The organism is Paractinoplanes bogorensis (genome assembly GCF_018829635.1).
Lineage (GTDB): Bacteria > Actinomycetota > Actinomycetes > Mycobacteriales > Micromonosporaceae > Actinoplanes > Actinoplanes bogorensis.
The window spans coordinates 243,817-267,981 of record NZ_JAHKKG010000012.1; the positions used below are offsets into that span (position 1 = coordinate 243,817).

Below are 24,165 nucleotides of genomic sequence, written 5' to 3' on the forward strand. Positions count from 1 at the left end.
CCCCGGCTCAGTAGTGAAGGGTGATGTCGGTGCGGCGGTTGCGGGCCTTGCCGGCCGCGGAGTCGTTGCCGGTCGTGGCCTTCCCGCGGATCACGAGGATCGTGCGGATGCCGAGTCCGACGGCCAGCGCGCGGCACACCGCCTGGGCGCGGCGGGCGGACAGCTTCCGGGCCCAGGCGTCGGTGCCGGTGTCGTCGGTCCAGCCGGCACACGTGATCGCGCGGACGCCGGCGAGTTGTGGTCGCAGGCCGCGCAGATAATCCGCCTGGTCCCGGCTGACATTCGCGCCGTCGGACGGGAAGTGGACCGATCGGGGCAGCTGGAAGTGCTGCAGCACCACGCGGGTGAGGGTGAGTGCGCGCTGCACCGGCCCGCGCGCCGGTGTGGTCGTGACGATCGCGGTGACCGTGTAACCGCCCGGGCGAGCGGTCATCTTGCGGCCCAGCGCGTTCAGCGGCACCGGCACGACGATCGAGCGGCCGGCCGCCCGGGTCGCGCTGCCGAAGCTGACCCGCTTGCCGTCGACGGTGCTCCACAACGCGACGGTGGTGCGGCCCGTGACGGCGGCGCTGTGCGTGACGCGTACCAGGGTGGTGCCGTCGACCCGGGTGACCAGCCGGGCCGGCACGGTCAGTTTCGGCGTGGCCGAGGGCGTCACCACGGCGGTGTAGCTGCCCAGCACCACGGTGCCGACCGAGTCGGTGATGCGGTAGCGGACCGCGGTGGCCCGCCCGGCGAAGCCGCGGACCGGTGTGAACGTGATGTGGCCGGTGGCGGTGTTCAGCGTGTAGGTGCCCTGGCCGGCCACGACCACGCTGGTGACCGGGGTGCCGTTCGCGTTCAGCAGCGTGATGCTGCCGCCGTGGGGCACCGGCAGGTCGGTGTCCTGGTCGTGGTCGTCCGCGCCGGAGGTGTTGGGACTGGTCGGCGGAACCGTGACCGGGAGGGACATCTGCCGGGCGGTGCCGGTGGAATCGACGCCCTGGGCCAGGAACGTGTGCTCGCCGGTGGCCACGCCGGCCGGCACGGTCACCGGCAGCGAGAAGCCGCCGGTGGAATCGGTGGTGACGGTGCCCAGCACCATCGGCTCCGAGTAGAGAACGATCGTGGCCGTCGAGTTCGGCGCGTACCCGGTGCCGATGATGGTGATCTCCTGCTTGGGCAGCGCGAGCGACAGCCTGCCCTTGTCCGTGGTCAGCGTGGCCGGCGCATCGGTCGGCACGGTCGCCGGTGGGACGGGCGCGGGCGGGGTGACGCTGTCCGACGGCGCCGACGCGCTCGAGTTGCCGCCCGGCCCCTGCGCGACGACGGTGACCGTGTAGGCGGTGCCGGCCTCGACGCCGATGACACAGCTGGTGGCGGACGACGTGCACGAACTGCCGCCGGGCGTCGCGACCGCGGTGTAGCCGGTCACCTGACCGCTCGAGCCGGCCCACGAGACCGCGATCGACGAGGTGCCGCCCCGCACGGTCGGACGACCCGGAGCGCCCGGAGCCGGGATCGGCGGCACGGCCGGCGTGACCGGCGTCGAGTCGGCCGATTCGAGGCTGTACGCGGTGCCGTTGTAGGCCTTGACCCGCAGCGTGTAGGCGGTGCCGTTGGTGAGCCCGCTGACGGTGCAGGTGAGGGCGGGTGCGGTCACGGTGCACGTCTTGCCGGCGACGGCCACACCGGCCTGATAGGCCTGCACCGTGTACGAGCTGATCGCCGCACCGCCGTTGCTGCCCGGCGCGGTCCACGTGAGGGTCGCGTCGCCGGTGGCGTTCGACGCGGCCGACACCAGGGTGGGCACACCCGGAGCGCCGATCGGCGTGACCGCGGCCGAGTCGGTCGACTCACTGCTGGTGCCGGCCAGGTTGGTGGCGGTGACGCGATAGGTGTAGGCGACACCGTTCACCAGATTGTTCACCGTGCAGGTGACCGCGGGTGCGGTGGCCGCGCACGTCTTGCCGGCTGCGGTCACACCCCCTTGATAGGCCTGCACCGCGTACGCCGTCACAGCCGACCCGCCGTTGTTGACCGGGGCCGTCCAGCTCACGGCGGCGCTGCCGTCCCCGACCGTTGCGCCCACCGCGGTCGGGGGCTGAGGTGCGCTCGGGCCCGAGGGTGTCAGCTTGACGATGGTCGGCGACATGTAGTTGGCGACATGGAGTTCGCCGCTGGGCGAGTACGCCATGGACTGCGGATAGCTGATCGGCGAGCTGAGCGCGGGACCGTTGACGGCGACTCCGGGCATGCCCGTGCCGGCCACCGTCGTGAAGGCGTTCACTCCGTTGGTGACCGACGTGTCCACCTTGACGACCCGGTAGTTGACGAAACCGGCGTAGAGATCGCCGGACGGGCCGATGGCGAGCGTGGACGGCCAGTACGTGCTCGTGGTCACGGTCGACAGGGTGCCGTTCGGGGTGACCCGGTAGATCCGGTCGTTGCCGCCGTCGGAGATGTAGACGGTGCCGTCGGCGGCGACCGCCATGCCGGTGAGGTTGCCCAGTGAGGTCTGGGTGGCCGGCCCGTCGGCGGCCGGTCCGCCGCCCATGCCGTTGCCCGCGATGAGGGTGAGCTGCATGGTGTTGAGGTCGACCTTGGCGACCTGCCGGTTGGCGGACATGTAGAGCCAGTCGCCGACCACCACGAACTGGCTCGGGTAGCTGACGTTGGCGGTGGCCAGCGGCCCGTCGGCCAGCGGGAAGCCGTAGTTCGGCCCGGAGATGCTGGACAGGACCCCGTTCGAGTCGATCTTCAGGATCTTGCTGTAGGTGCGATCGCCGATGAAGGTGTCGCCGTTGTGCCGGGCGATCGCATACGGATAGCCGACCCGGGTCGGTGCGCCCGGGGTCGCCGGGCCGCATCCGCCGGTGCCGGCGACGACGGTCAGGACGCGCGCCGGCGTCACCTTCATGACGCGACAGGTGCTGCCATCGGTCACATACATGTCGCCCGACGGATCGAATGTCACGCCCCACGGCACGCCGATGCCGGTGATGTCGTTGTCGGCCGGGGTCTTGTTCGTGCCGTCACCCGCGACGACCGTCACGTCGAACGTGCCGCCGACGGCGGCGGCCGGAGTGGGTGCGACCAGCAGGGCGGCGCCCAGCAACCCGGCCGCGGCGGCGGATAGTAAGACTTTTCGCGACATGTTTCCCCCGCTTCCGGCTGGGTATCGGCATCGTCACGCTAAGTGCGCCTACCCCTATCGGGTCCGACTTGACGGAACCCGTGTGCCGGTCCGCCGAGGCGAGGAAAATGTGCTTGGCCAAACAGTACGAGCGTACGGTTTAATGGGTGGCATGTTCGAACGGCTGCACCACGTTCAGATTCTGTGCCCGCCGGGCGGGGAGGATGCCGCCCGCGCCTTCTACGGCGGAGTCCTCGGCATGACCGAGGTGGCCAAGCCCCCCGAACTGAAAGCGCGCGGCGGGTGCTGGTTCCGGAGCGGGGGCTGGGAGGTGCATGTCAGCCCGGTCGAGGACTTCTCGCCGCAGCGTCGCGCGCATCCCGGCGTACTCGTGAACGGTCTTGATGATCTGGCCCGGCAATTGGAAACCGCCGGCCGCCCGGTCACGTGGGATCCCCACTTTCCGGGCCACCGGCGGTTCTACGCACAGGACGATCACGGCAACCGGCTCGAATTTCTCGAGCCGGCGGAGATCAAGGATTGAAGTACGGATCGGTCGACATCGCCTCGAACGCCTTGAACGCCGGTGGATCGCCGGACAGCTGGAACTGTTTCGTCGGTCCGTTGCCCTCGGGGTTGGACTCGAAGTAGGCGATCGCCTTGATCTGCGGGTTCGCCTTGAAGGTGCGCCGCGCGTCCTTGATCCAGGCCGCCCGGCCGCTCGAGCCCCACGCCTTGGCCACGCCGAACTCGCCGATCACGATCGGTTTGGGGCGCTGGGCGGCCCACGTCAGGAACGGCGCCATCAGCTCGCCGATGGGCTGGAACTTCTCGCCCGCATAGACGTCCACGCACGTCCAGTCGACCTGGTCGTCGCCCGGATAGAAGCCCGGCGCGTCACCGCGCATGAAGCCCTCGGCGGTCGGGCACCACACCCACGAGACGTTGGTCGCGCCCTCCTCGGTGAAGATCTTGCGGACGTACTTCCAGGCCGCGGCGTAGTCCTCGCCCGACCACATGGTCGCCCGCAGGTTGGGCCGGTCCATCTCCCAGCGCATCCGCAGCAGGATCGGCACCTTGATCTTGCGGACGGCCCGGGCCTGCTTGCGGATCAGGTCGTCGTGCTCACCGTCCAGGATGGACCGGTTGTCGCCGGTGGCCCAGCTGACCATCAGGGTCGCCCCGCGGGCCAGGAACTCCTTGTCCGACGGGGTACCGACCATCTGCTCGAAGCGCCGGTACGTGTTCACGATCTTCAGCGGCCGGCCGAGCTCGGTCTGCAGGGTGTCGACCGCGGCCAGCCGGCCCACGTGGGTCAGCGCGTCCGGCTTGATCCAGGCCCCGAACAACGCCCCGCGGGCGGGCGCCCGGACCGGGCCGGACTCGAACGGGCCCGGGTTCACTGCGACCGCACCCGGCGCGCTGGTCAGGTCGGGCGCGGGCGGCTGCGGGGGCTTCTCGTCCTTGCCAAAGGAACAGCCCGCGAGCAGCAGCGCGAGCAGCAGAACGGGGACGAGGAGCTTACGCATGGACACGGCGGGCGGTGTAGAGGACGTTGACCGCATACGCGTCACTGCCCGGCATCCGGCGCATGGCGGCGTCGGCGGCCCGCGCGACCGGGTTGCCGTGCAGCGAGGGGGTGATCATCGAGAAGCCGCGGCGCTCGACGATCACGAAGCCGTGCCGGTCGAGCAGCGTCGCGACCTGCTCGTGGGAGAGCTCGGCGAACCAGCGCTCGCCCTTGTGCCTGCGAGCGCGCAGATGGCGTACGGAATCCGCGTTGCCGTGGTTCTCGACCACCAGGACGCCGGACTCGGCGGTGGGCAGCGCCTTGGCCGCGAAGGCGAGCGCCCGGTCCCGGATCGCCTCGTCCACATTGAGCAGGAGCCGGAACATCGTCACGATGGCCGGGAAGCCGGCCGGCACCGGATGCGGCACCGGCCCGTCCGGCGCGACCTGGTGCCACTGGGCCCGCGAGCCGACCTCGGCCGCCTTGGCCATCATCTCGGCCGACGTGTCGTAGCCGTGCGCCTCGCGGACCAGGCCGTGCAGCGTACGGATGGCCCGGCCGGTGCCGCAGGCGAAGTCGTGCTGCACCGGGGCCAGCGGGCCGAACTCCCGCGCCACCAGCGTGCGCAGGTAGTCCTGCTGGCGCTCGTTGATCTGCGAGGCGTAGCTGTCCGGGGCGTAGGTGACGTTCTCGTACTTCTCGACGGCATCGGTGTCCTGGAACACCTTGGTGTAGTCGGTGGTCAACGAGTCCTCCTCATGGGTTTGAACGCGTCCAGTGCGAGAGGAACGCGCAGGAGCCAGGTGCCGGCCAGGAACGCGGGCACGGCGGCGAGCATCGCGAGGGTCCGGCCTGCGGCGCCGGTCCCGGCCACGGCGACGACGGCCCAGGGCAGCAGGCCGAAGCAGGCGACCGAGAGCAGGGCGGCGGCCCGGGTGCCGCGGCCGAACGGGTGCAGCCCGGCCGACCGCCCGACCTGGATCAGCGGGAGCAGGTTGTTGGCCACCATCGAGCAGGCCAGCCCGATCGCCGCACCGAGCGCGCCGAGCCGGGGGATGAGCAGCACGTCGAGCACGACCGTGACGGTCAGCGCGACGAGCACGTTGACCAGGTTCCACGAGGTGCGGCCGGCCATCGCCAGCACCATGTCGACCATCCCGCAGCCGGTGGCGATCAGCATCGCGGCGGCCAGCACGGCCACCACCGGAACACCGTGGTCGGCGTAGCGCTCGCCGAACAGCCGCAGCCACACCGGGGCGAAGAAGATCACCAGCAGGTTGACCGGCCACGTGACCAGCACGAGCCAGCCGGTCGCGGTCTGATAGAGGTCGTTCGCGGTGCGCCGGTCGCCGACCGCCAGGGCCTCGGCCAGGCGGGGCTGCACCGACTGCGAGATGCCCTGGTTGGCGAACTGGATGAGCACCACGAACCGGCCCGCCACGGCGTAGACAGCCGCCGCCACCAGACCGCCGAACGCGGCCACGAGCAGCACGTCGATGCGCTGCAGGGCCAGCTGGGCCACGCTGGCCACGGCGCGCGGGCCGGTGAAACGCCAGAAGTCGCGGCGCAGTCCGGCCCGCTCGGCCCGTCGGGTGGTCGATCCGGGGGGCTTCCCGGCGCGGTAGACCTTTCTGAGGGCGTACGCGGAAAGGATCGTCACCGGCAGATAAGGGGCGACCCAGGCGAGCGCGAAGCCCGGCAGAGAGCCCACCGTCCACAGTGTCGCGACGCCCGCGGCGCCCACGAAGAGCACCTGCAACACGCTGCGCAGCACCCGGTCGAGCATCACCGTCGGACGCATCGCGCGGTAACCGCGGGTGGCCGTCAGCAGTGCGTCGGTGAGCGCCTGCAACGGCAGGAACGCGGCCAGCACGCGCAGACCGGCGGTGTGCGCGTCGATCAGATGCCCGGCCTCGTGCGCGGTCACCCGGGCGATCGCCGGTGCCGTCAGCCACATCGCTACCGCCAGCACGACCGACAGCACCGCGACCGGCACCAGACCGGTGCGCAGACAGGCGCCGAGCAGGTGGGCCTGACCGGTGGCGCGCAACCGGGCCGTCCAGTAGACCAGCCCGGTCTGGGTGCCCAGCTTGGCCAGGCCGCCGGCCAGCACGAAGGCCGCGGTGGCGGCGAAGAACGCGCCCGCCTGCTCGGCCCCCAGCGCCCGGGCCACGACCCAGGTGACGGCCACCCCGGTGCCGCCGGCCAGCGCCGAGCCGGCCATGTTGGCCAGACCGCCGCGCGCCGCGCCCCGGGCCGCCGGGCGGTCTAGGACCGCCATACCGGAGGGCGCCCGAGCCAGCGCGCGAGCGCCTCGTCGTGGGGGAGGTAGTAGTCGGTGAGCTCACGGCGCAGGGCCGGGTCCATGTCGGCCTGCCGGGGCCGGGCGTTGTGCCGCTCGAACGCGGGCCGCTCGAGATAGCTGGGCAGGCCCAGGAACTCGCACACCTCGTCGTAGACGGGTTCGGGGTCGCTGAAGAAGCGCTCGCTCTCGACCACGTGGATGCGCTCGCGGCCGACGTGCTGCGCCATCACGCTCAGATAGCGGGCGTACTCGCCGCGCGCCCGGTAGGCGTGGTGCTGGTGGCTGAAACTGTAGAACTCCGGGTCCTCGGCCAGCCGCTCCTCCTGCTTGTGCAGGCGGGCCGGTTCGAGGGCCAGGGCGGCGCCGAAGTCACGCTCGGTCTCGAAGCCGCGGGCGACCTCGTGGTGGTGCTGCGAATAGGCGCGCTCGACCGGATCGCGCACGAGCACCAGCAGCTTGGTCTGCGGCAGGTCGCGGGCGATCCGGGCCGCCGCCTGCGGGTGGTACATGTAATAGGGGCTCGACTCGAACGTCTGCGGGGCGACCCCGTACCGCTCGCCCAGCTTCTCGCCGCTGCGCACCAGCGGGAAGTGCGCCTTGTACCAGCTCATCCCCCGGGCGTACGAGGTGTCGAAGTAGTGCACGCCCTTGTGCAGCACGGCCTTGAGCACCACCGGGTGCCCGGCCAGCGCGCGATAGAGCGACGTCGTGCCGCAGCGCTGGCCGCCGCAGATCAGGAACGTCGGCGTCATCCGCCCGGGCGAGGTCAGCCGGCCGTAGGAACGGGAACCGAGGTGCACGACGCTCTTTATCGGCGCGGGCATCTTGCGTACGTCCATGCTTCTCCTCAGAGCTCCTCGACCCGCCGGATCAGCACCGGCAGCAGCCACGTGCCGAGCACGCCCAGACGGGCGCCGGCCTCGGCCTGGCGGTCGGTCAGATAACGGGTGGCCAGGTCGACCAGGTAGAGCAGGGCGGTCACCTCGCGACCGGCCACCGGCACGCCGAACGGGGCCAGCAGCTCGGCCGCGCGCTTCACGGTGGCCTCGACCGCCTCGGTGGCGTCCCCGGTCGTCTGGATGCGTCGCTGCAACTCGTGGTGCACGGCGTCGAAGCCCAGCGGCACGCCGGTCGCGAACCGTTCCCAGTCCCAGACCACCAGGGCGTCGGTCAGGTTGGCCATGTTCCAGGGGGCCCAGTCGCCGTGCCACGCGCCGTAGCGGAAGACGATGTCGCCGGCCCGCTCGATCAGCAGCTCGGCGGCCGACGCGAGGGCGACCCCCTCGGGCCGGTCGGTCACCACGGCCAGTCGTTCCCGCAGCGCCTGCCAGTAGCCGCTGCCGAACAGGGCACCGGTCGTATAACCGCAGCAGCCGGCCACGTCGAGCATCGCGGCGACCAGCCGGCGCTGGCTCAGCGGGGCCCGGGGCAGCCACACCGGCAGGGCCGACTGCACCAGCACCTCCAGCCCGCGCCACTTGCCGGCGTGCAGCACCCGGGGCACGGTCAGCTTGGTCAGGCCGCTGTTGCCGAGCGAGGTCAGCGCGGCCGTCTCGGCCCGCACCAGGCCCTGGGTGAGCGGGCCGGTGCCGAGCTTGCCGAAGCCGAACGTGTCGCCGTCCGGGCCGATCAGCTGGAGCACCGGCTTGCGGTTGGCCCGGGCCGGACCGATGTGGACACTGACGGCCAGTTCGCGGCCGAGGGCCTCGCTCAGGTAGCCGTCGATGCTGTGCGAGAACGGGCCGGTGACCCGGATCCGGTCGCGCAGCAGCACACTCGAGGCGCCGGTGCGGACGGCGGCCACGACGGCCTCGCGCTTCAGCCTGGCCGCGCGGGACTGCGGTTCGGCGTAGCGGCGGACGGCGGCGGCGGCCACCCGGCGCGAACCCGACGGCACCAGCAGGCGCGGGCGCCGGGCGTCCGGGACCACCAGGTATTCGGCGATCGGGGTGCCGGGCGACCCGTCGGTGCGGCACGGGTGCGGATAGAGGAGGTCGAGCACCTCGGTCAGGTACCGGGTCCGCAGCTCCGCGTCGCGCGCGGTCAGCTCGGCGGGCGCGGTCTTCACCGGACTCATGTCGTTTCCCCCTCGATCGAGTTGCGCCAGAGCAGCGCAAACGCCAGAACCATGAAGGCCAGGGGGGTGACCAGCGAGTTGTACCAGAGCATCGCCGAGAACGACGTGACGATGGCGCCGCTCGCGGCGACCCCGATGGCGCTTCGATCGCGGCGGAAACGCCACAACCCGTACGCGAAGAAACCCAGGTAGCCGACCGTGCCGACCGCGCCGTGGGCGAAGAGCAGCTGCCACAGCTGGCCGTTGCCGCCGACCGTGAAGTTGCCGCAGCGCTCGCAGCCGGCGCTCTCGCCGACCGTGATCGAGTTGCGGCCGCCGAGCGTGTTGCGGGTGCCGCCGTAGCCGATCACCGGCGAGCCCTGGAAACCCTCGACGGCCCGGTCGATCAGGAACGAGCGCACGCCGTTGGACTTGCCGTTGTCGAGGCGGGCGCCGACCGTGTCGCCGAGCGGGGTGGCGACCAGGGCGATCCCGAGCGCGGCGGCGGCCAGGGCGACGGCACCGAGGACCCAGAGCTTGCCCGCCATCACGTAGCGGATCGCCACGTAGACGATCAGGACGCCGATGCCGATCCACAGGCCGCGGTTGAGCGAGACCACGGCCGGCACGACCGAGACGACCAGGCACACCACGGCCCAGAACTTCGCCTTGCCGCTCCTCGTCTGCCAGGCGGCCACGACGAGCCATCCGGCCAGCAGACAGAAGTTGTTGCCCCAGGTGTTCGTGTAACCCCACGGCGCGGCCGGGCGGGGCTGACCCTCCCCGACGATGTCCATGATCTGAGCCGCGTACGGGTGCACGAGCGACTGCACAAACCCTTTGTTCCGTACGCCGGAGGGCAGTAGCCACTCGACCGGGGAGGTGAACTGGAAGTTGCCCGCCACCATCCCCAGCAGTCCACCCAGGACGGTCACCACGAACAGCCAGCCGAGCAGCTTGACCAGGCGGCGGCGGGGCAGTTCGGCCTCGGTCAGGTTGCCGGCGTAGACCAGCAGGACGGTCAGGGAGGCGTACATGAGCGCCTTGTAACCGGCCCCGGGCAGGCGACCCACGGCGTGCCCGGCCACCGTGCCCGCCGGGTCGGCCCCGAGCGCGCCGATGCTGACCACCACCGCGATCAGGAAGACGGCCCACCACCCGAAGCCCGGCGGCAACCGCAGCGGTCGCCCGGCCGCGCGCCGCCGGATCAGCAGGAACAGCATCGGCACGGCCATCAGCGCGAAGATCAGCACGCCGAGGCCGAGCGCCCACCAGACCGGATAGAACGCCAGGATGCTCGCTACCGGCCAGGCCGGCAGGCGCAGCTTCTTTCCCGTATTCGCCGGGGGAGGGGCCGTGACGGCCTGGGTCACTTCTTGTCGCCGTCCGGCGTCGAGGGACTGTCGGCGCTGGTCAGATCCGCGCCCGACATGTCGATGACCGCGGTGATCTCCTCGGCGCTGTCCGCCACCCGCTGCCGCTGCACCTGCTGGGTGGTGGCGGCCTTGTCCGCGGCCGACATCGTGTTGGTCGGGAAGCGGCGCGGCGGCATCAGGTCACGGTCGAGCACGGCGGTCTCGTCCGGCCGCGGCCCGGTGGCCACCGGCGGGCTCAGGGTCACCGCCGGGCCGGTCGGCTCGGGCACCCGCAGGTTGGACAGGCGGGGCAGCACGACGGCCCCCAGCAGCGGGGTGCCGACCCGCTGGAGCTGCTCGGCGGCGTCGATCAGGGCGGGGCGGCGGGCCTTGCGCAGCTCGACCGCGAGGATGGCGGCGTCGGCCAGGCTGGCCAGGCTCTGCGCGTCGGCGCTGCTGGCCGTCGAGGGGGCCTCGATGACGATGTAGCCGCCCTGCTGGCGCAGTGTCTGCAGGGTGTCCTTGAGCCGCTGGGACTGCATCAGCCCGGCCGCGGTGGCGGCGCCGCCGGTGGTGATCACCCGCAGCGACGGGATGCGCGGGGTGCGCTGCAGGGCGCGGGCCAGGCCGACCCGACCGGCCAGCAGGTCGGACAGGCCCGGCACGGCCGACACGCCGAGCATGCGGGCCAGGGGCGCCGCCTCGACGACGCTGTCCGGCAGGTGCGCTCCGATCAGGACGACGTCGTTTCCCGTACGGGCGAGGGCCGCGGCCAGATTTGCGGCGACCAGCGTGCTGGCCGAACCCCGGCTGGCCCCCGTGACCACGATGACCTGGTCGCCCGCGGGCAGGGTGGCCAGCACCTCGTTGCGCAGCCGGTTGAAGACCCGGCCACCCGCCCCGTACGGCTGCAGGACGTCGTCGAAGTGCGGGGTGGTGCGCTCGTCGAGGGCGGCCAGCACATGCATGCGGCCGCGGTCGCGGACGTCGTTGGCCGAGCGCAGCCGTCGGTCGTAGCGCTCCCGCACGAACGCCAGGCCGAGCCCGAGCAGCAGGCCGAGCATGCCGCCGGTGGCGATGTTGATCATCGGGTTGGGGCTGACCGGCTGCTCCGGCAGGCGGGCGTCGCTGATGATGCTGCCCGCGCCGATGGTGGTCGTGGTCAGCTCGTTGAGCTTGCCGGTCATGCCGTTGAGCTGGTTCTGCGAGTTCGACCGCAGGCTCAGCAGGTTGCTCTCGTCCGAGCTGCCCTTGGTGGCCCGGGAGAGCCGCGCGTTGATCCCGGCCAGCGTCGTGGTGAGCTGCTTGATCTTCGCGGTCAGCGTCCGGATCTGCTGGTTGAGGCCGTTCTGCGCGGTCTCCTCGCGGTTGCGCAGATAGGACTCGGCGAACGCGTGCGAGCCGGACTGCGCCTCCTGCGGCGTGCCGGCCTGGAACGTCACCATCAGGACGGTGGTGTTGGCCGGCACCTCGACCGAGACGTCGCGAGCGAGTTCGATCGGCGAGCGCGGGCTGCGCAGCAGGGTGGCGGCCTTGGCGGCGACCGCGCCCGAGCCGACCAGCTGGGCCTCGGTGTCCAGGTTGACCATGCCCTTGGTGCGGCCACCCTGCGCGTTGGTGTCCTGGTCGACGGCCTGCACGAGCACAGCGGTCGAGGACTGGTAGACCTTCGGCATCGCCGAGGTCAGCGCCGCGCCCCCGCCCAGCCCGGCCCCCGTCGCGATCAGCGCGATCCACCAGTGCCGGCGGAACACGCCGAGATAGTGCGAGACATCGGCAGGGCGAGACGCTTCCATCGGTTGGCGGCCCTTTCGGGGATGGAGTGAGAAGGTAAATGCAATCGGGCGTTTCGCCCCCGAGGGGGTAAACGGCTCACTCCCGCCTTCGTGATGGGTCTACTGCATTTTCGGCTCCACCCAGCCGTGCTCGATCAGATGGGCCACCACCATCTCGATGGCATCGGCGACCGAGATGGTCGTCGTGTCGATGGTCAGTTCGGCGTCGGCCGGCTCCTCGTACGGGTCGTCGATGCCGGTCATCCCGCGCAGCTGCCCGGCCCGGGCCCGGGCGTAGAGGCCCTTTCGGTCACGCTGCTCGCAGACCTCGAGCGGGGTGTTGACGTGCACCAGCACGAAGCCCGCGCCCGCCTCGACGGCCATCGCCCGCACGGCCGCCCGCGCCTTCTCGTAGGGCGCGATCGGGCAGGCGACGGCCACGCCCCGGTGCCGCCCGACCTCGGCCGCCACCCAGCCGATCCGGCGTACGTTGGCGTCGCGGTCGGCCTTGCTGAAGCCCAGCCCGGCCGAGAGCTCGCGGCGCACCACGTCACCGTCGAGCAGCGTGATCGTGCGTTCCCCGCCCTCGCGCAGCGAGTCGGCCAGGCCGCGGGCGATGGTCGATTTGCCGGAGCCGGAGAAGCCGGTGAAGAAGACGACCAGACCCCGGTGGCGGCGCGGCGGCCGGGCCCGGACCAGCTCTTTGGCCACGGCCGGGGGAGTGTGCCACTCGGGCAGCGGGAAGCCGCGGTCGAGCAGGTCGTCGACCTCGGCCGGGGTCATCGCGAGGCGCCGGTTGCGCAGCGGGATGTCGTCGCGCCAGCGCCACTGGCCGTCGCGGTTGTCGTAGGCCAGCTCACGCGGGACCAGGACCCGCAGGTTGCCACCGGTCAGCATCTCGCCGGTGGAGAGCGCGTGGGTGACCCCGTAGGAGCCCAGCACCCGGGCCCGCAGCAGGGCGTCGCGCATCTCGTCGCCCCGGGTGAGCAGCGGGACGGCGACGATCGTGGCCGGGGGCATCCGGTCGCGGGCGGCGAAGATGGCCCGGACCAGCGCCTCGGGCGGCAGGCCGTCGGGGCCGGGGCCGCTGACCGGAATCATGATCAGCAGATGGGCGCCCAGGGTGCGGGCCGCGTGCGCGATCTGGGCGAGCTGCGGCCGGTGCAGGGGACGGTCGGCGATCACGCCGAGCACCCGGCCGGGTGGCAGCAGGGCGCGGACCTCTTCCGGCGTCCGGCGGAGCCGCTGGAACGGCCCGTGCCCGCCGTCGCCCATCCGGCGCACCACGCCGCCCACACCGGAGCTGCGTTCGCCGGCCGGCCACGCGTCGCTCACCTCGAGCGCGGCCACCGGCGCACCCTCGGGGTCGGTGAGGATGATCGTCCGGCGCAGCGGATCGTCGAGATCCAGCCGCTCGGCGAGTTCCCGTGGGATCTCCAGCGTTACCGCGACCGGCCACGGCGTGCCGTCGGCGAGCCGGCCCCGGCGGCGCAACGCGGTCAGGTCGGAGCGGCCCAGGAACCCGGTCAGCGGCGCGTACGCCCCGGACAGCAGGAGTTCCAGATCCGCCAGCTCGTGCGGCTGCGGCGTGTACGACGGGGCGTCGCGCAGCACGTCCTCGGGCAGCACCGAACCATTCACTTCTGTATCCCCCTGCAGCCGATTAGCTGACAGTTTCGCAGTCCCGCTGATCGTGGTCGAGACGGGCCTCAGTTGCTTCATTTCCCGTCCGGTAATAGACAAAACAGACTTAAGTCACAATACTGGCGAATCGTGAATCGTCGCCCGCGCCGTTTCCGGCTCGTTCAGATAGCCGCCGTTCCTACGGCCCTCGTTCTTTCCGTCGCCACCACGCTCGCCTGGGCCTGGACCGGCGGCGTCGACCAGATCGGACTCCCGGCCGGCGTGCTGGGCGATCCGACCGTCTCGGTGCCCGTGCTGTCGCCGACCGCGGAGCAGCCCGGCATCCCGGACGCGCTCGCCCCGGCGCGGCGGTCCTCCCCGTCCGCTTCCTCGGCGGCTTCATCGGCGTCGTCGTCCGCAGCGTCGTCCGCGGCCTCGACGTCGTCCGCAGTCGTGGCCGAGACGGAACTTCCGGCCACGCTCGCTCCCCAGGGGCGGATGGCGCCGGTCGCCGACACCACGCAGCAGCGTCGCGGGGGACACTGCTACACCGGCTGGAACCTGGTGCCCACCTGCGGCGTCCTCTGGGGCGTGGCGCCCGGCGCGCACACCGAGAGCCGCGGCGCGTCGGCGCTGGCCCGGTTCGAGCGCAAGACCGGCCGGCACCAGGCGATCTACCACGCCTACCACGGCGGGACCCGCCAGCTGTTCCCGACCGAGCAGGAGATCGCGATCGCGCACCAGCCCGGAAAGCGGCGCATCCTGTTCCTCAACTGGAAGCCCGAGTCGGCGTCCTGGGCCAAGATCGCCAAGGGGGACCGGCGGACCGACGCGTTCCTCGACCGGCTCGCCGTGCACATCAAGAAGACCTTCCCCGAGCAGTTCTTCTTCGCCGTGCACCACGAGGGCGAGAACGACGTCCGCGAGCGGGCCGGCTCCGGCTACACGGCCAAGGACTACGCGGCGATGTACCGGCACGTCGTGAAGCGGCTGCGGGCCAAGGGCGCCACCAACATCGTCACGGTGCTGGTGCACATGGCGTACGTGCCGCACGCCCAGAAGAGCTGGTTCAACTCGATGTACCCGGGGGACGACGTCGTCGACTGGATCGGGCTCGACACCTACGCGTACAGCGATCCCGGCTACGGCCACGGGCAGTTCTCCCAGGTCTTCAACCGCAAGCTCGAGGGCAAGGGGCAGCGGTCCTGGCCCGGCTTCTACAACTGGGCGATCACCCGGCACCGCTCCAAACCGCTCATGATCGCCGAGTGGGGGGTCTGGTCGTCGAAACGGAACCCCAGCTACAAGGCCGACTTCTATCGCCGGCTGGGGAGCGAGCTCCGCAAGTTCCCGCGGATCAAGGCGATGGTGCAGTTCGAGACGCCCAGCAACCAGAAGGGCCAGGACTCGCGGGTGGACAGCACGCCGGCCGCCCTGAGCGCGTACCGGAAGCTCGGGAATCTGCCCCTGTTCCAGGTCGCGGTCACGCCCCGTCGTTAGACCGTCACGTCACTTCACGGCGATGCGGGTGCCGGTGGACGCGAAGCTCTCGTGCAGCACGACCGACGCGAGGCTGCTGTCCACCGGCACGTCGAAGACCAGCGTGCCCTTGACCTGACCACCGGCCGCGATCTCGTCCAGGAAACCGGGCGTCGCCGAGTTCACGAACACCTCGGCCTGCATGTCGGTGGAAAATTCCACCCCGTTCCCGTCGTACGCCTTCTGTGAAGTGCTGTCGAAGTACTCGGCCGTCGTCGCGCCGTTCTTCACCTCGACGTCGACCAGGCAGAACGCACCGTCCGGCTCGAGGTTGACGAACTCGTCGCCGACCTTGGCCACCCCGCAGCGCACGGTGGTGACGGTGAAGACGAACGCGCCGTCGCGGGCCGGCTTGCCGATCCCGGCCCCGGTGGTGCTCACGCTCTCGCCCGGATTGTCCGACCGCAGCACGAAATACCAGCTCAACGCGGCGACAACGGCGAGCACGAGGACGCCCGCGACCCACGGCCACAACGGCCGGGGCGGGAGGTCGTCCTCCTCCTCGTCGTCGATCTCGACGGGCCCGGGCTCGGTCATGCACTCATCCAAACCAGCGCGGTCACTGTCCGCAGCGGCCCGAACGGCTGGTTTTGCTCAGCGCAGTGAGATCGGTGCCCCGGCCGACGAGAACGATTCGTGCAGCATCAGGAACGAGACGCGGACTCCGTCCGGAATGTCGAAGACCAGGGTGCCGCGGGCCTCGGTGCCCGGCCCGATGTCGCCGAGGAAGGCGGGCAGGCCGGGATTCTCGAGCACCTCGGCCCGCGCGTCGGTGGAGAATTCACCACCGTTCTCGTCGTACGCCTTCTGCGCCGAACTGTTGAACAGGGCGGGTTTGCCCCCGCTGTTGCGCACGGTCAGGTCGACGAAGCAGTACGAGCCCTTGGCGGTGGCCTGCACCATCTCGTCGCCCGCCACGGCGATCCCGCAGCGCACCGAGCTGACCGTGAAGGTGAACGCGCCGTCCCGGGCCGGCCGGTCGAGCCCGGCGCCACTGGTCATCACCAGTTCCCCGGCGTCGGCGTCGCGGAGGGCGAAGAACCAGACGCCCGTGGCCGCGAGCAGCAGGACGAGAACTCCTGCCACCCACGGCCATCGGCGCCGGGTGCGGATCGCGTGCGCGGGCTGGGTCATGCGTGCTCCCCGGCTTGGATGACCACGAAAAGTGCATCCAACCAGCGCCCGCACCGGACATTTCCTGGACTTCGATTACAAGTCGATCACTCAGCGCGTCTCGCCGGCCGCGCCTCAGCTTGTCTCGCCGGCCACGCTGAAGGCCGCGAGCCGGTTGACCGCGTAGATCGTGCCGCCGATCGCGAAGACGACGGTCATGACGATCGCGACCGGGATCCCGACCTTGCCGTCGAGCATGCCGGTGGGGGCGATCTTGTCGGCGAACGAGATGACGTACTGCTCGATGGACAGCACCCGGGTGCCGCTGACGAACCGGCCGAGCAGCCCTTCCCACACCAGGATGTAGGCCAGGCCGAGCAGCACGGGCCGCCGGGTCACCAGGCTCAGCAGCAGGAACAGCGCCGAATAGGCGATCGCGCCGGCCGCCGCACCGACGGCGAGGGCCAGGCCGAATCGTACGGAATCAGCGAGAATCCCCACCACGAACAGCGGGATCGCCGACGTCAGCGCGCTCACCCCGGCCGCCACCAGCAGCTTGGCCAGGACGATGTCGCGGCGGGCCAGCGGCTTGGTCAGGATGTGCACGATCGTGCCGTCGTCGACCTCGGAACCGAGCACGCCGGTGCCGACGATCAGGGCGATCACCGGCAGCATGACGGCCAGGCCGAGCCCCTGCACGACCGGCTGCCCCCACTGGTCGGGGCTCACGTCGTAGGCCCGGCAGATCAGCGCCAGGCCGATCAGCAACAGCGGCAGGGGCAGCAGCAGAAGCACCCGGCGACGGCCAAACAGACCGCGCGCGGTGATGTAGGCGACCGTGGACATCATGCCTCCAGCAGGTAGGAGAAGACGCTCTCCAGCGACTCGTCGGACGGCAGCAGCTTCCGCAGCCGGATGCCCTCACCGAGGGCGATGCGCGGGAGCGCGCGAGTGAAACTGCCGTAGTCGGACGCCCGTACGGTCAAGCCGGTGGCCTCGATCTCGATGCCGCTCACCGACTTCTCGCCGATCAGCGCGACCGCCAGGCGCCGGTCGTCCGAGCTCTGCACGGCGAACACATGCGGCCGGTTGGTCATCAGCCGGCGGATGCGCCGGTAGTCGCCCGAGGCGGCCAGCCGACCGGCCACGATCACCTGGACCAGACCGGAAAGCTGCTCGACCTCCTCCAGGATGTGCGAGCTGAACAGGATCGTGTGGCCCTGGTCGCCGAGGGAGTGCAGCAGCTCCATCATGTGCATGCGCTGCCGCGGGTCCATGCCGTTGAACGGCTCGTCCAGCAGCAGCACCTGCGGGTCGTGGACCAGCGAGGCGGCGACCCGGGTGCGCTGCCGCATGCCCTTGGAGAAGGTGTCGATCCGCCTGTCCTGGGCCGAGGTCATCTCGACCCGCTCGAGCGCCCGCTTGGTCGCGGCCACCGGGTCGGAGAGCTTCTGCATCCGGGCGCAGGCGAGCACGAACTCGTACGCGGTCAGGAAGCCGTGCACCGCCTCCCGCTCGGCGACCAGGCCCAGGGTGTGATAGATCGCCGGGTTGCGCCAGGTCGGCGAGCCGTCGATGGTGACCGTGCCCTTCGACGGGGCGAGGAAGCCGGCCATCATGTGCAGCACCGTGGTCTTGCCGGCGCCGTTCGGGCCGAGCAGCCCGGTCACGCCCGGCTGCAGGCTCATGCTGATGTCGTTGACGGCGACCACGTTGCCGTACCAGCGGGAGACGTTCTGCAGGTCGACGGTGCTCACAGGGAGGCCACCTTCCGGTAGCGGGCCAGCAACAGCAGGACGCACGCGGTGACCAGGCAGAAGAGCTCGATCCCGTAGATCACGCCGAAGTCGCCGATGTCGAGGCCGAGGTCGGTCTTGCCGCGCAGCCACGACTGCACGCCGGTGAGCAGCGACATCGGGTTGGCCAGGCCGGCCAGGTGCTGCGCGGTCTTCGAGGGCAGGATGCTCAGCACGCCGACGACCGGGGCGGTCATCAGGAAGAAGGCCACGATGCCGCCGGCCGCGAACGCGCGCTTGCCGGTGAACGAGGCGACCAGCAGGCTGATCGACGCGAACAGCAGCGCCCAGAGCACGCTGTAGCCCCAGCCCGGCAGCAGGTCGAGGAACTCGTTCCACACCCCCGAGGCGCCGTTCTTGGTGGTGAACGCCCCGCCCAGGAACATGATGAACTGCGGCACGCCGAGCAGCAGGAACACCGCCGACGCAAGGGCCGCGAACTTGGCTCCGATGTAGTCGAAGGCGCGCAGCGGCCGGCTGAAGTAGAGCGGCAGCACCCCGGACCGCATGTCGCGTGAGACCAGCTCGGGCGCGACGATCGCCACGAAGAAGATGACCAGCCAGCTCAGCGTGTCGTCGAACGAGAAGTAGTCGAACAGGATGATGTTGGCCTGCGCCTTGACCGCGGCGTTGATCACCGCGACCAGCAGCACGATGCCGACCACCAGCCAGGGGAAGATCTTGGCCTTGGCCGAGCGCCCGAGCCCGAACGAGGCGCGCAGGCCGTGCTGGTAGATCGCGCCGAACATCGCCGAGCGGCCCAGGCGCGGGCCCTCGTAGCGCTGATATCCGATGTCGTGGATGACGCCGGCGTCAGACATCGGCCGTCTCCTTCGTGGTGAAGAGCTCGGCCACCCGGTGGCGTCGCTGGTCGAGGCGGTGCAGCGGCAGGTCGAGCTCGGCCACGGCGCGCAGGATCTCGTCGTACGCGGATTCGCTGGTCAGCGGCACGAGCAGCATCCGGCCCTCACGGGTCACGGTCAGCTCGCGCTGCACCAGGATGTCGGCCAGCTCGTCGGTGCCCTCACTGACCTCGACGGCCAGGATGTCGGAGGCCGCGGTCATGGCCGAGATGCGGTCGGCCCGCAGCAGGCGCCCGCCCTCGATCGCGATCAGCGAGTCGCAGATCCGCTCGACCTCGCCGAGCAGGTGCGAGCAGACGACGACCGAGATGCCGAACTCGTTGCCGATGCGGTGCACCAGGTTGAGCATGGCGTCGCGGCCGGCCGGGTCGAGGCCGTTGGTCGGCTCGTCGAGCAGCAGCAGGTCGGGGTCGTGCACCAGGGCCTGGGCGAGCTTGACGCGCTGCTTCATGCCGGTCGAGTAGCCACCGATCTGGCGGTAGCGCTCCTCGTAGAGGCCGACGTGCCGCAGCGCCTCGGAGGCCCGCTCGCGGGCGGCGGTCTTGGGCAGCCCGCTGAGCCGGCCCAGGTGGGTCACGAACTCGGCGGCCGAGACGTCGGGTGGCAGGCAGTCGTTCTCCGGCATGTAGCCGACCCGCGCCCGCACCTGGTCGGTCTCGGTCACCGGGTCGAGCCCGAAAACGCGCACGTCGCCGCTGGTGGGCGCCGTGAGCCCCAGCATGATTTTGATAAACGTGCTCTTGCCGGCGCCGTTCGCGCCGACCAGCCCGATCACGCCCGCCTCGACGTCGACGGTGAGTTCGCTGAGAGCGGTCACACCGCCCCCGTACGTCTTGGTTAGCGACTGTGTCGCGATGATGGTCACGGCCTCAGCCTAGGAACAGACCGCACCCGGCCGGATCCGGTTAAACCCTGAGAGACCGTCGGGGGTCTCTCAGCCTGCTCTCAGAATTACCTGAGTGGGGTTCGGCGCGTTCTCCAGACATGGGACTGACGTCAATATGGCCGGGCGGGGTCTTCCTGTCGTTCGGACTCTGGTTCGACCGGCGGATGGACGAGCCGGCGCCGGCTGCGGTCGGCGATGTGCTGGAGCGACTGGGCGCGACCTACACCGGCGGGATGTTCCTCGGGCCGCCGGGGCTGTCGTTCTCGCGTCTTCCGGGTGCGCCGGGCGTCACCTATACGGGCGAGCGCTCGGCCCGCGAGGTGCGGCGCTGCCTGCGGGACGGAGGTGCCTACCGGGTCGCGATGAACCTGCCCGGGGTGGGGCCGGCGGCGGTCTCGTTCGAGGCGACCCCGGGTGAGGACGCCCCGGGCGAGCGGCACCCGATCGACGTCACGGTCGAGGCCGGCGCGTTCTCGATTCCGCGGGCGTTGTGGAACGACGAGGAGCGGGCGGCGGCCGAGGCCCGGCAGGCCGTCGTGCTGCGTTACCTCGAGGCGTGTTGCACGGCGCTCGATCCGGCCTATGCCGTTCTGCACTCCGAGGGCTGTACGCCCACCCCGGCGGCTTTGTCGGTCGGTCGTCAGATCGGCACCGACGTGTACGTCTCCGACCGGCTCGGTCTCGAACCGCGGCTGACGCAGGTGACCCGCATGTCACAGACCCGCAAATGGGCCACCGGCACGTTCCACTCCGGATGGTTTCTCGGCGAGACACCCGACCTGGACGCGCTGCTGGCCGCCTGGACCCGGCCGTCCCTGATCATCGCCGAGCGGCTGACCGTCCGGAAGTGACACGTGTGCCCCGGGCCTGGTGGGAAGCCCGGGGCACACGCGGATCAGGGGATGCCGGTCAGAAGTTGTCCGGCGTGCTGATGCGGCTGCGCAGGAACGTGCCCGACTCGCTCAGCGCGCTGGTGCCGTAGTTCGAGCCGTTGCAGGTGCCCGCCTTGAGGGCGGCGCTGCTCTCGCCGGCGTCGGAGTACGTCCAGTTGGCGTAGCTGATCTGCAGACGGTCGAGCAGGTCGAGCCACGTCGCGCTGCTGGCCAGGTCGACCTGGCCACCGCCGGTGTAGGTCACCGTGCCGAACTCGGTCACGAACAGCGGGAGCGAGGCCGCCGCCCGCTGCACCTCGGCGCGGTAGTTGTCCAGGTGGGACGCCGCGTAGAAGTGGAACGCGTACATGATGTTGGCGGCGTTGACCGGGTTGGCGGTGATCTCGCCGGAGTTCGCGCCCTCGGAGACGCCCAGCGACGACCAGCCGCGGGTGCCGACGATGACCACGGCGTCCGGGTCGTTGGCCCGGATCACCGGGATGACCTGCTCGGCGTAGCTCTTGATGCCGGCCCAGCTGACGCCGTTCGGCTCGTTGGTGATCTCGTAGATGATGTTCTTCTTATTGGCGTTGCGGGCCGAGACCTCGCGGAAGAACGTCTTGGCCCGGTCCAGGTTGAAGTTCGGGTCGCCCGGGGTCAGCGTGTGGAAGTCGACCAGGGCGTAGAGGCCACGGTTCTCGGCCTCGTCGACCAGGCTGTTGACCCGCGCGGTGAAGCCGGCCGGGTTGGTCTCGTAGCCGCCCTCCTGCACGTACATCGAGATGCGGAGCAGGTCGGCCTTCCAGTCGTTGGCCAGGGCGTCGAGCGAGGCCTTGTTGTAGCACTTGTCGAACCACTGCAGACCGTGCGTGCTCATGCCGCGCAACTGGATGGCCTTGCCGTTGGCGTTGCACAGCTTGGTGCCGCACACCCGCAGCTGCCCGTTGATCGCGACCGGAGTGGTGCCGGCCGGGGGATTGGTCGGCGGAGTGGTCGGAGGCGTCGTGGGCGGCGTCGTCGGGGGAGTGGTGGGCGACGTCGATCCGTCACAGGACGCGCCGTTGACCTGGCACGACGTGGGGCGACCGGTGCCGTTGGCCACGAAACCGAACGAAGTGGACGCTCCGGCGGCCAGCGTGCCGTTCCAGCCCGCGGGCGTGAACGTGTAGGTCGAGCCCGAGACCGACTGGGTGGCGTTCCAGGAGTTGACGACGGTCGTGCCGGCGGGCAGGGTGAGCTGCACGCGCCAGGTGTTGATCGAGGCCGAGGTGTTGTTCTTGACCTCGACCTGGGCCTGATAACCGGAGCTCCACGAGTTGGTGACCGTGAAGGCGGCGGTCTCGGCGCTGGCCGGCAGGGCGATGACCGTGGCCACCGTGGCGGCGGCAGCCACCACGGCGACGCCGGCGAGGATTCTCCATCTACGCATGGGGGATCGATGCTCCATCGGGGGGAGAGGGGGACGTGGGAGCGCTCCCACGGACCATAGCCGTAACCGTCGATGGCTGCAAACGGAGTGCGTTTATCGATCCCTGGGGCCGGCGGCCAGGAGGGCCCGTACGCCGTCCAGATAGTCGCTCGTCTCGAGGCCGCTGATCAGTAGTTTCTGCAGCATGAAGCCCTGCACCAGGCTGAGCAGAGCCGCCCCGGCCTGCGCCGGGTCGGCGTCGGCGGGCATGTTTCCGGCACGCTGCCAGCGGCGGGCGACCTCGGTCCAGTTGCCGCGCAACCGTAGGTAGACCTCGCCGGCGCTGGCCAGCATCTGCGGATTGCGCAACGCCTCGGCCCAGACCTGGACCCCGATGCGGGTCAGGTCGACGCCGGTGTCCGGGTCGTGGGCGATCCGGGTGTCGATCGCCTCGATGATGGTCGCGACGGCCTCGGCCGGAGCCGGAGTGGCGTCGCCGGCCAGCATCTTGGCGAAAGCCTCGTCCGCGGCGGACAGGGCGACCCCGGCCACCGCGAAGATCAGCTCTTCCTTGCCGCGGAAGTAGCCGTAGACGGCGCCGGCCGACATGCCGGCCTCGGCGATGATGTCGGCCATCGACGTGGCGTGGAATCCGTTGACCGAGAACAGCCGGGCGGCCGCGGCCATGATCTCGGCCCGGCGGGCGGCTCGGTACTCGTCCGTCACGCGTGGCATGGATCCCACCTCCAAGGCTCACGAAGGGCTCACGAAGGGCTCACATTAAAAGCGAACGTTCGTTCTTGACACCGAGCGTATCGCGTCCCAGACTAAAAACGAATAACCGTTCTTTTAAGGAGTTGCCATGTCCACGACGCAGACGGAGACGACGGAACCGTCGCCCTGGAGCAAGGTGGCCGTCGCGGTCGGTCTGCTGACCGTGGCCGTCAGCGTCCTGCTCACCGCCTTCGCCTGGCCGTCGGTGCGGTCGTCGCTGCACGACGTGCCGATCGCCGTGTCCGGTCCGGCGCCCGCCGTCGCGCAGGTCACCGCCGCCCTCGATCAGCGGATGCCCGACGCGTTCACGGTCACCCGGGTCGACAACACGGCCACGGCCGAGGAGCTGATCCGCGACCGCGAGGTGTACGGGGCGATCGACCTCAGCACTGGCTCCCCGCAGGTGCTGACCGCCTCGGCCGGGAGCGTCCAGGTGGCCCAGGCCCTCCAGTCGGTCGCCACGGCTCTCGGCCAGGCCCAGGCCGGTGCCGCTCCGGCCGTGACCGTCCGTGATGTGGTGGCGCTCCCGGCCGACGACCCGCGCGGTGCCGGTCTCGCCGCCGGTGCGCTGCCCCTGGTCATGGGCGGCATGCTCGCCGCCGTGCTGCTCACCAACCTGCTTCGCGGGGCGAGCCGGCGCATCACCGGGGCGCTCGTCTTCGCGGTGACCGGCGGGCTGGCCCTGGCGGCGATCCTGGAGTTCTGGTTCGGCTCGCTCGACGGTTCCTACCTGGCCAACGCCGGGGCGATCGCGCTGAGCATCGCCGCGGTGTCGCTGACTCTGCTCGGCCTGGAGTCGTTGTTCGGCTATCCCGGATTCGGGATCGGCGCGGTCGTCATGCTGCTTATCGGCAACCCGCTCTCGGGCAGCACCGCGGCACCCCAGATGCTGCCCGGCTGGTCCGGCACGCTGGGTCAGCTGCTGCCGCCGGGCGCGGGGAACCAGCTGCTGCGTTCGACCGCGTTCTTCGACGGCCAGGGCGCCACGCACTCGATCGTCGTGCTGGTGTCGTGGCTGGCCCTCGGTGTCGTCCTGTCCGTTCTCGGCGCCGCCCGCTCCCGCCGCAAGGCCGCCACCGCGCCCCAGCCGGAAGCCGTGCTGGCCGCGGCCTGAACGCAGCGGGCCGCTCCCAGGCAAAGAGAGAGCAGCCCTGAACGCAACGGGCCGCTCCCCG

General features: G+C 70.8%; 21 protein-coding genes. 4 read left to right on the forward strand and 17 right to left on the reverse strand.

Translation table 11 applies throughout. The features are described from left to right. Positions 1-7: 7 nt before the first annotated feature. A complete protein-coding gene (locus KOI35_RS35190; protein WP_215793005.1) occupies positions 8-3,136 on the reverse strand; it encodes a fibronectin type III domain-containing protein in 3,129 nt (1,042 codons plus the stop codon). A 151-nt stretch (positions 3,137-3,287) separates the two neighbouring features. On the opposite strand from KOI35_RS35190, the gene KOI35_RS35195 reads away from it, so the two are divergent. After that, complete coding sequence (locus tag KOI35_RS35195; protein WP_246614251.1) at positions 3,288-3,659, forward strand: VOC family protein; 372 nt, start codon at positions 3,288-3,290, stop codon at positions 3,657-3,659. On the opposite strand, the gene KOI35_RS35200 is transcribed toward KOI35_RS35195, so the two are convergent. From KOI35_RS35200 to cysC, 8 genes are all read right to left on the reverse strand, one after another. After that, positions 3,649-4,644, reverse strand: coding sequence for a glycosyl hydrolase (locus tag KOI35_RS35200; protein WP_215793110.1), 996 nt, complete (start codon positions 4,642-4,644; stop codon positions 3,649-3,651). The two genes, KOI35_RS35195 and KOI35_RS35200, sit on opposite strands and share 11 nt — an antisense overlap. Continuing rightward, complete coding sequence (locus KOI35_RS35205; RefSeq protein ID WP_215793007.1) at positions 4,637-5,371, reverse strand: class I SAM-dependent methyltransferase; 735 nt, start codon at positions 5,369-5,371, stop codon at positions 4,637-4,639. The genes KOI35_RS35200 and KOI35_RS35205 overlap by 8 nt, the downstream gene beginning before the upstream one ends. Further along, on the reverse strand, positions 5,368-6,906 hold the full coding sequence (locus KOI35_RS35210) for an MATE family efflux transporter (RefSeq protein WP_215793008.1): 1,539 nt from the start codon (positions 6,904-6,906) through the stop codon (positions 5,368-5,370). Before KOI35_RS35210 ends, KOI35_RS35205 begins: the two co-directional genes overlap by 4 nt. After that, complete coding sequence (locus KOI35_RS35215; protein ID WP_215793009.1) at positions 6,894-7,769, reverse strand: sulfotransferase domain-containing protein; 876 nt, start codon at positions 7,767-7,769, stop codon at positions 6,894-6,896. Before KOI35_RS35215 ends, KOI35_RS35210 begins: the two co-directional genes overlap by 13 nt. An 8-nt stretch (positions 7,770-7,777) precedes the next feature. Next, positions 7,778-9,007 carry a hypothetical protein gene (locus tag KOI35_RS35220; RefSeq protein WP_215793010.1) on the reverse strand — a complete coding sequence of 410 codons (1,230 nt, stop codon included), beginning with the start codon at positions 9,005-9,007 and terminating at the stop codon, positions 7,778-7,780. Beyond that, a complete protein-coding gene (locus KOI35_RS35225; RefSeq protein WP_215793011.1) occupies positions 9,004-10,359 on the reverse strand; it encodes a hypothetical protein in 1,356 nt (451 codons plus the stop codon). The genes KOI35_RS35220 and KOI35_RS35225 overlap by 4 nt, the downstream gene beginning before the upstream one ends. Beyond that, complete coding sequence (locus KOI35_RS35230) at positions 10,356-12,137, reverse strand: Wzz/FepE/Etk N-terminal domain-containing protein (protein WP_215793012.1); 1,782 nt, start codon at positions 12,135-12,137, stop codon at positions 10,356-10,358. Before KOI35_RS35230 ends, KOI35_RS35225 begins: the two co-directional genes overlap by 4 nt. Before the next feature lie 99 nt (positions 12,138-12,236). Continuing rightward, positions 12,237-13,757, reverse strand: a complete 1,521-nt coding sequence (gene cysC, locus KOI35_RS35235; protein WP_308121288.1) for an adenylyl-sulfate kinase — start codon at positions 13,755-13,757, stop codon at positions 12,237-12,239. 132 nt (positions 13,758-13,889) lie between these two features. Between cysC and KOI35_RS48580 the strand changes: the two genes are divergently transcribed. Beyond that, positions 13,890-15,239 carry a glycoside hydrolase family 26 protein gene (locus KOI35_RS48580; protein WP_215793014.1) on the forward strand — a complete coding sequence of 450 codons (1,350 nt, stop codon included), beginning with the start codon at positions 13,890-13,892 and terminating at the stop codon, positions 15,237-15,239. Positions 15,240-15,248: 9 nt separating this feature from the next. On the opposite strand, the gene KOI35_RS35245 is transcribed toward KOI35_RS48580, so the two are convergent. From KOI35_RS35245 to KOI35_RS35270, 6 genes are all read right to left on the reverse strand, one after another. Next, positions 15,249-15,815, reverse strand: coding sequence for a DUF4352 domain-containing protein (locus tag KOI35_RS35245; RefSeq protein ID WP_215793015.1), 567 nt, complete (start codon positions 15,813-15,815; stop codon positions 15,249-15,251). Positions 15,816-15,872: 57 nt separating this feature from the next. Then, positions 15,873-16,412, reverse strand: a complete 540-nt coding sequence (locus tag KOI35_RS35250) for a DUF4352 domain-containing protein (RefSeq protein WP_215793016.1) — start codon at positions 16,410-16,412, stop codon at positions 15,873-15,875. Positions 16,413-16,526: 114 nt separating this feature from the next. After that, entirely contained in the window at positions 16,527-17,237 is a 711-nt protein-coding gene (locus KOI35_RS35255) for an ABC transporter permease (RefSeq protein WP_215793111.1), read from the reverse strand. Further along, positions 17,237-18,148, reverse strand: coding sequence for an ABC transporter ATP-binding protein (locus KOI35_RS35260; protein ID WP_308121289.1), 912 nt, complete (start codon positions 18,146-18,148; stop codon positions 17,237-17,239). Before KOI35_RS35260 ends, KOI35_RS35255 begins: the two co-directional genes overlap by 1 nt. Beyond that, positions 18,145-19,008, reverse strand: coding sequence for an ABC transporter permease (locus KOI35_RS35265; RefSeq protein ID WP_215793017.1), 864 nt, complete (start codon positions 19,006-19,008; stop codon positions 18,145-18,147). The genes KOI35_RS35260 and KOI35_RS35265 overlap by 4 nt, the downstream gene beginning before the upstream one ends. Continuing rightward, complete coding sequence (locus KOI35_RS35270) at positions 19,001-19,915, reverse strand: ABC transporter ATP-binding protein (RefSeq protein WP_215793018.1); 915 nt, start codon at positions 19,913-19,915, stop codon at positions 19,001-19,003. The genes KOI35_RS35265 and KOI35_RS35270 overlap by 8 nt, the downstream gene beginning before the upstream one ends. A 119-nt stretch (positions 19,916-20,034) precedes the next feature. Between KOI35_RS35270 and KOI35_RS35275 the strand changes: the two genes are divergently transcribed. Then, positions 20,035-20,787 carry a hypothetical protein gene (locus tag KOI35_RS35275; protein WP_215793019.1) on the forward strand — a complete coding sequence of 251 codons (753 nt, stop codon included), beginning with the start codon at positions 20,035-20,037 and terminating at the stop codon, positions 20,785-20,787. Between the two features lie 58 nt (positions 20,788-20,845). Here the strand turns inward: KOI35_RS35275 and KOI35_RS35280 are convergent, their stop codons facing one another. Continuing rightward, positions 20,846-22,237 (reverse strand): cellulase family glycosylhydrolase, encoded by a 1,392-nt coding sequence (locus tag KOI35_RS35280; protein WP_215793020.1) that lies wholly within the window; start codon positions 22,235-22,237, stop codon positions 20,846-20,848. A gap of 93 nt (positions 22,238-22,330) precedes the next feature. Next, positions 22,331-22,951, reverse strand: coding sequence for a TetR/AcrR family transcriptional regulator (locus tag KOI35_RS35285; RefSeq protein WP_215793021.1), 621 nt, complete (start codon positions 22,949-22,951; stop codon positions 22,331-22,333). A 127-nt stretch (positions 22,952-23,078) separates the two neighbouring features. On the opposite strand from KOI35_RS35285, the gene KOI35_RS35290 reads away from it, so the two are divergent. Further along, on the forward strand, positions 23,079-24,104 hold the full coding sequence (locus tag KOI35_RS35290; RefSeq protein ID WP_215793022.1) for a hypothetical protein: 1,026 nt from the start codon (positions 23,079-23,081) through the stop codon (positions 24,102-24,104). The last annotated feature ends 61 nt before the right edge of the window (positions 24,105-24,165 follow it).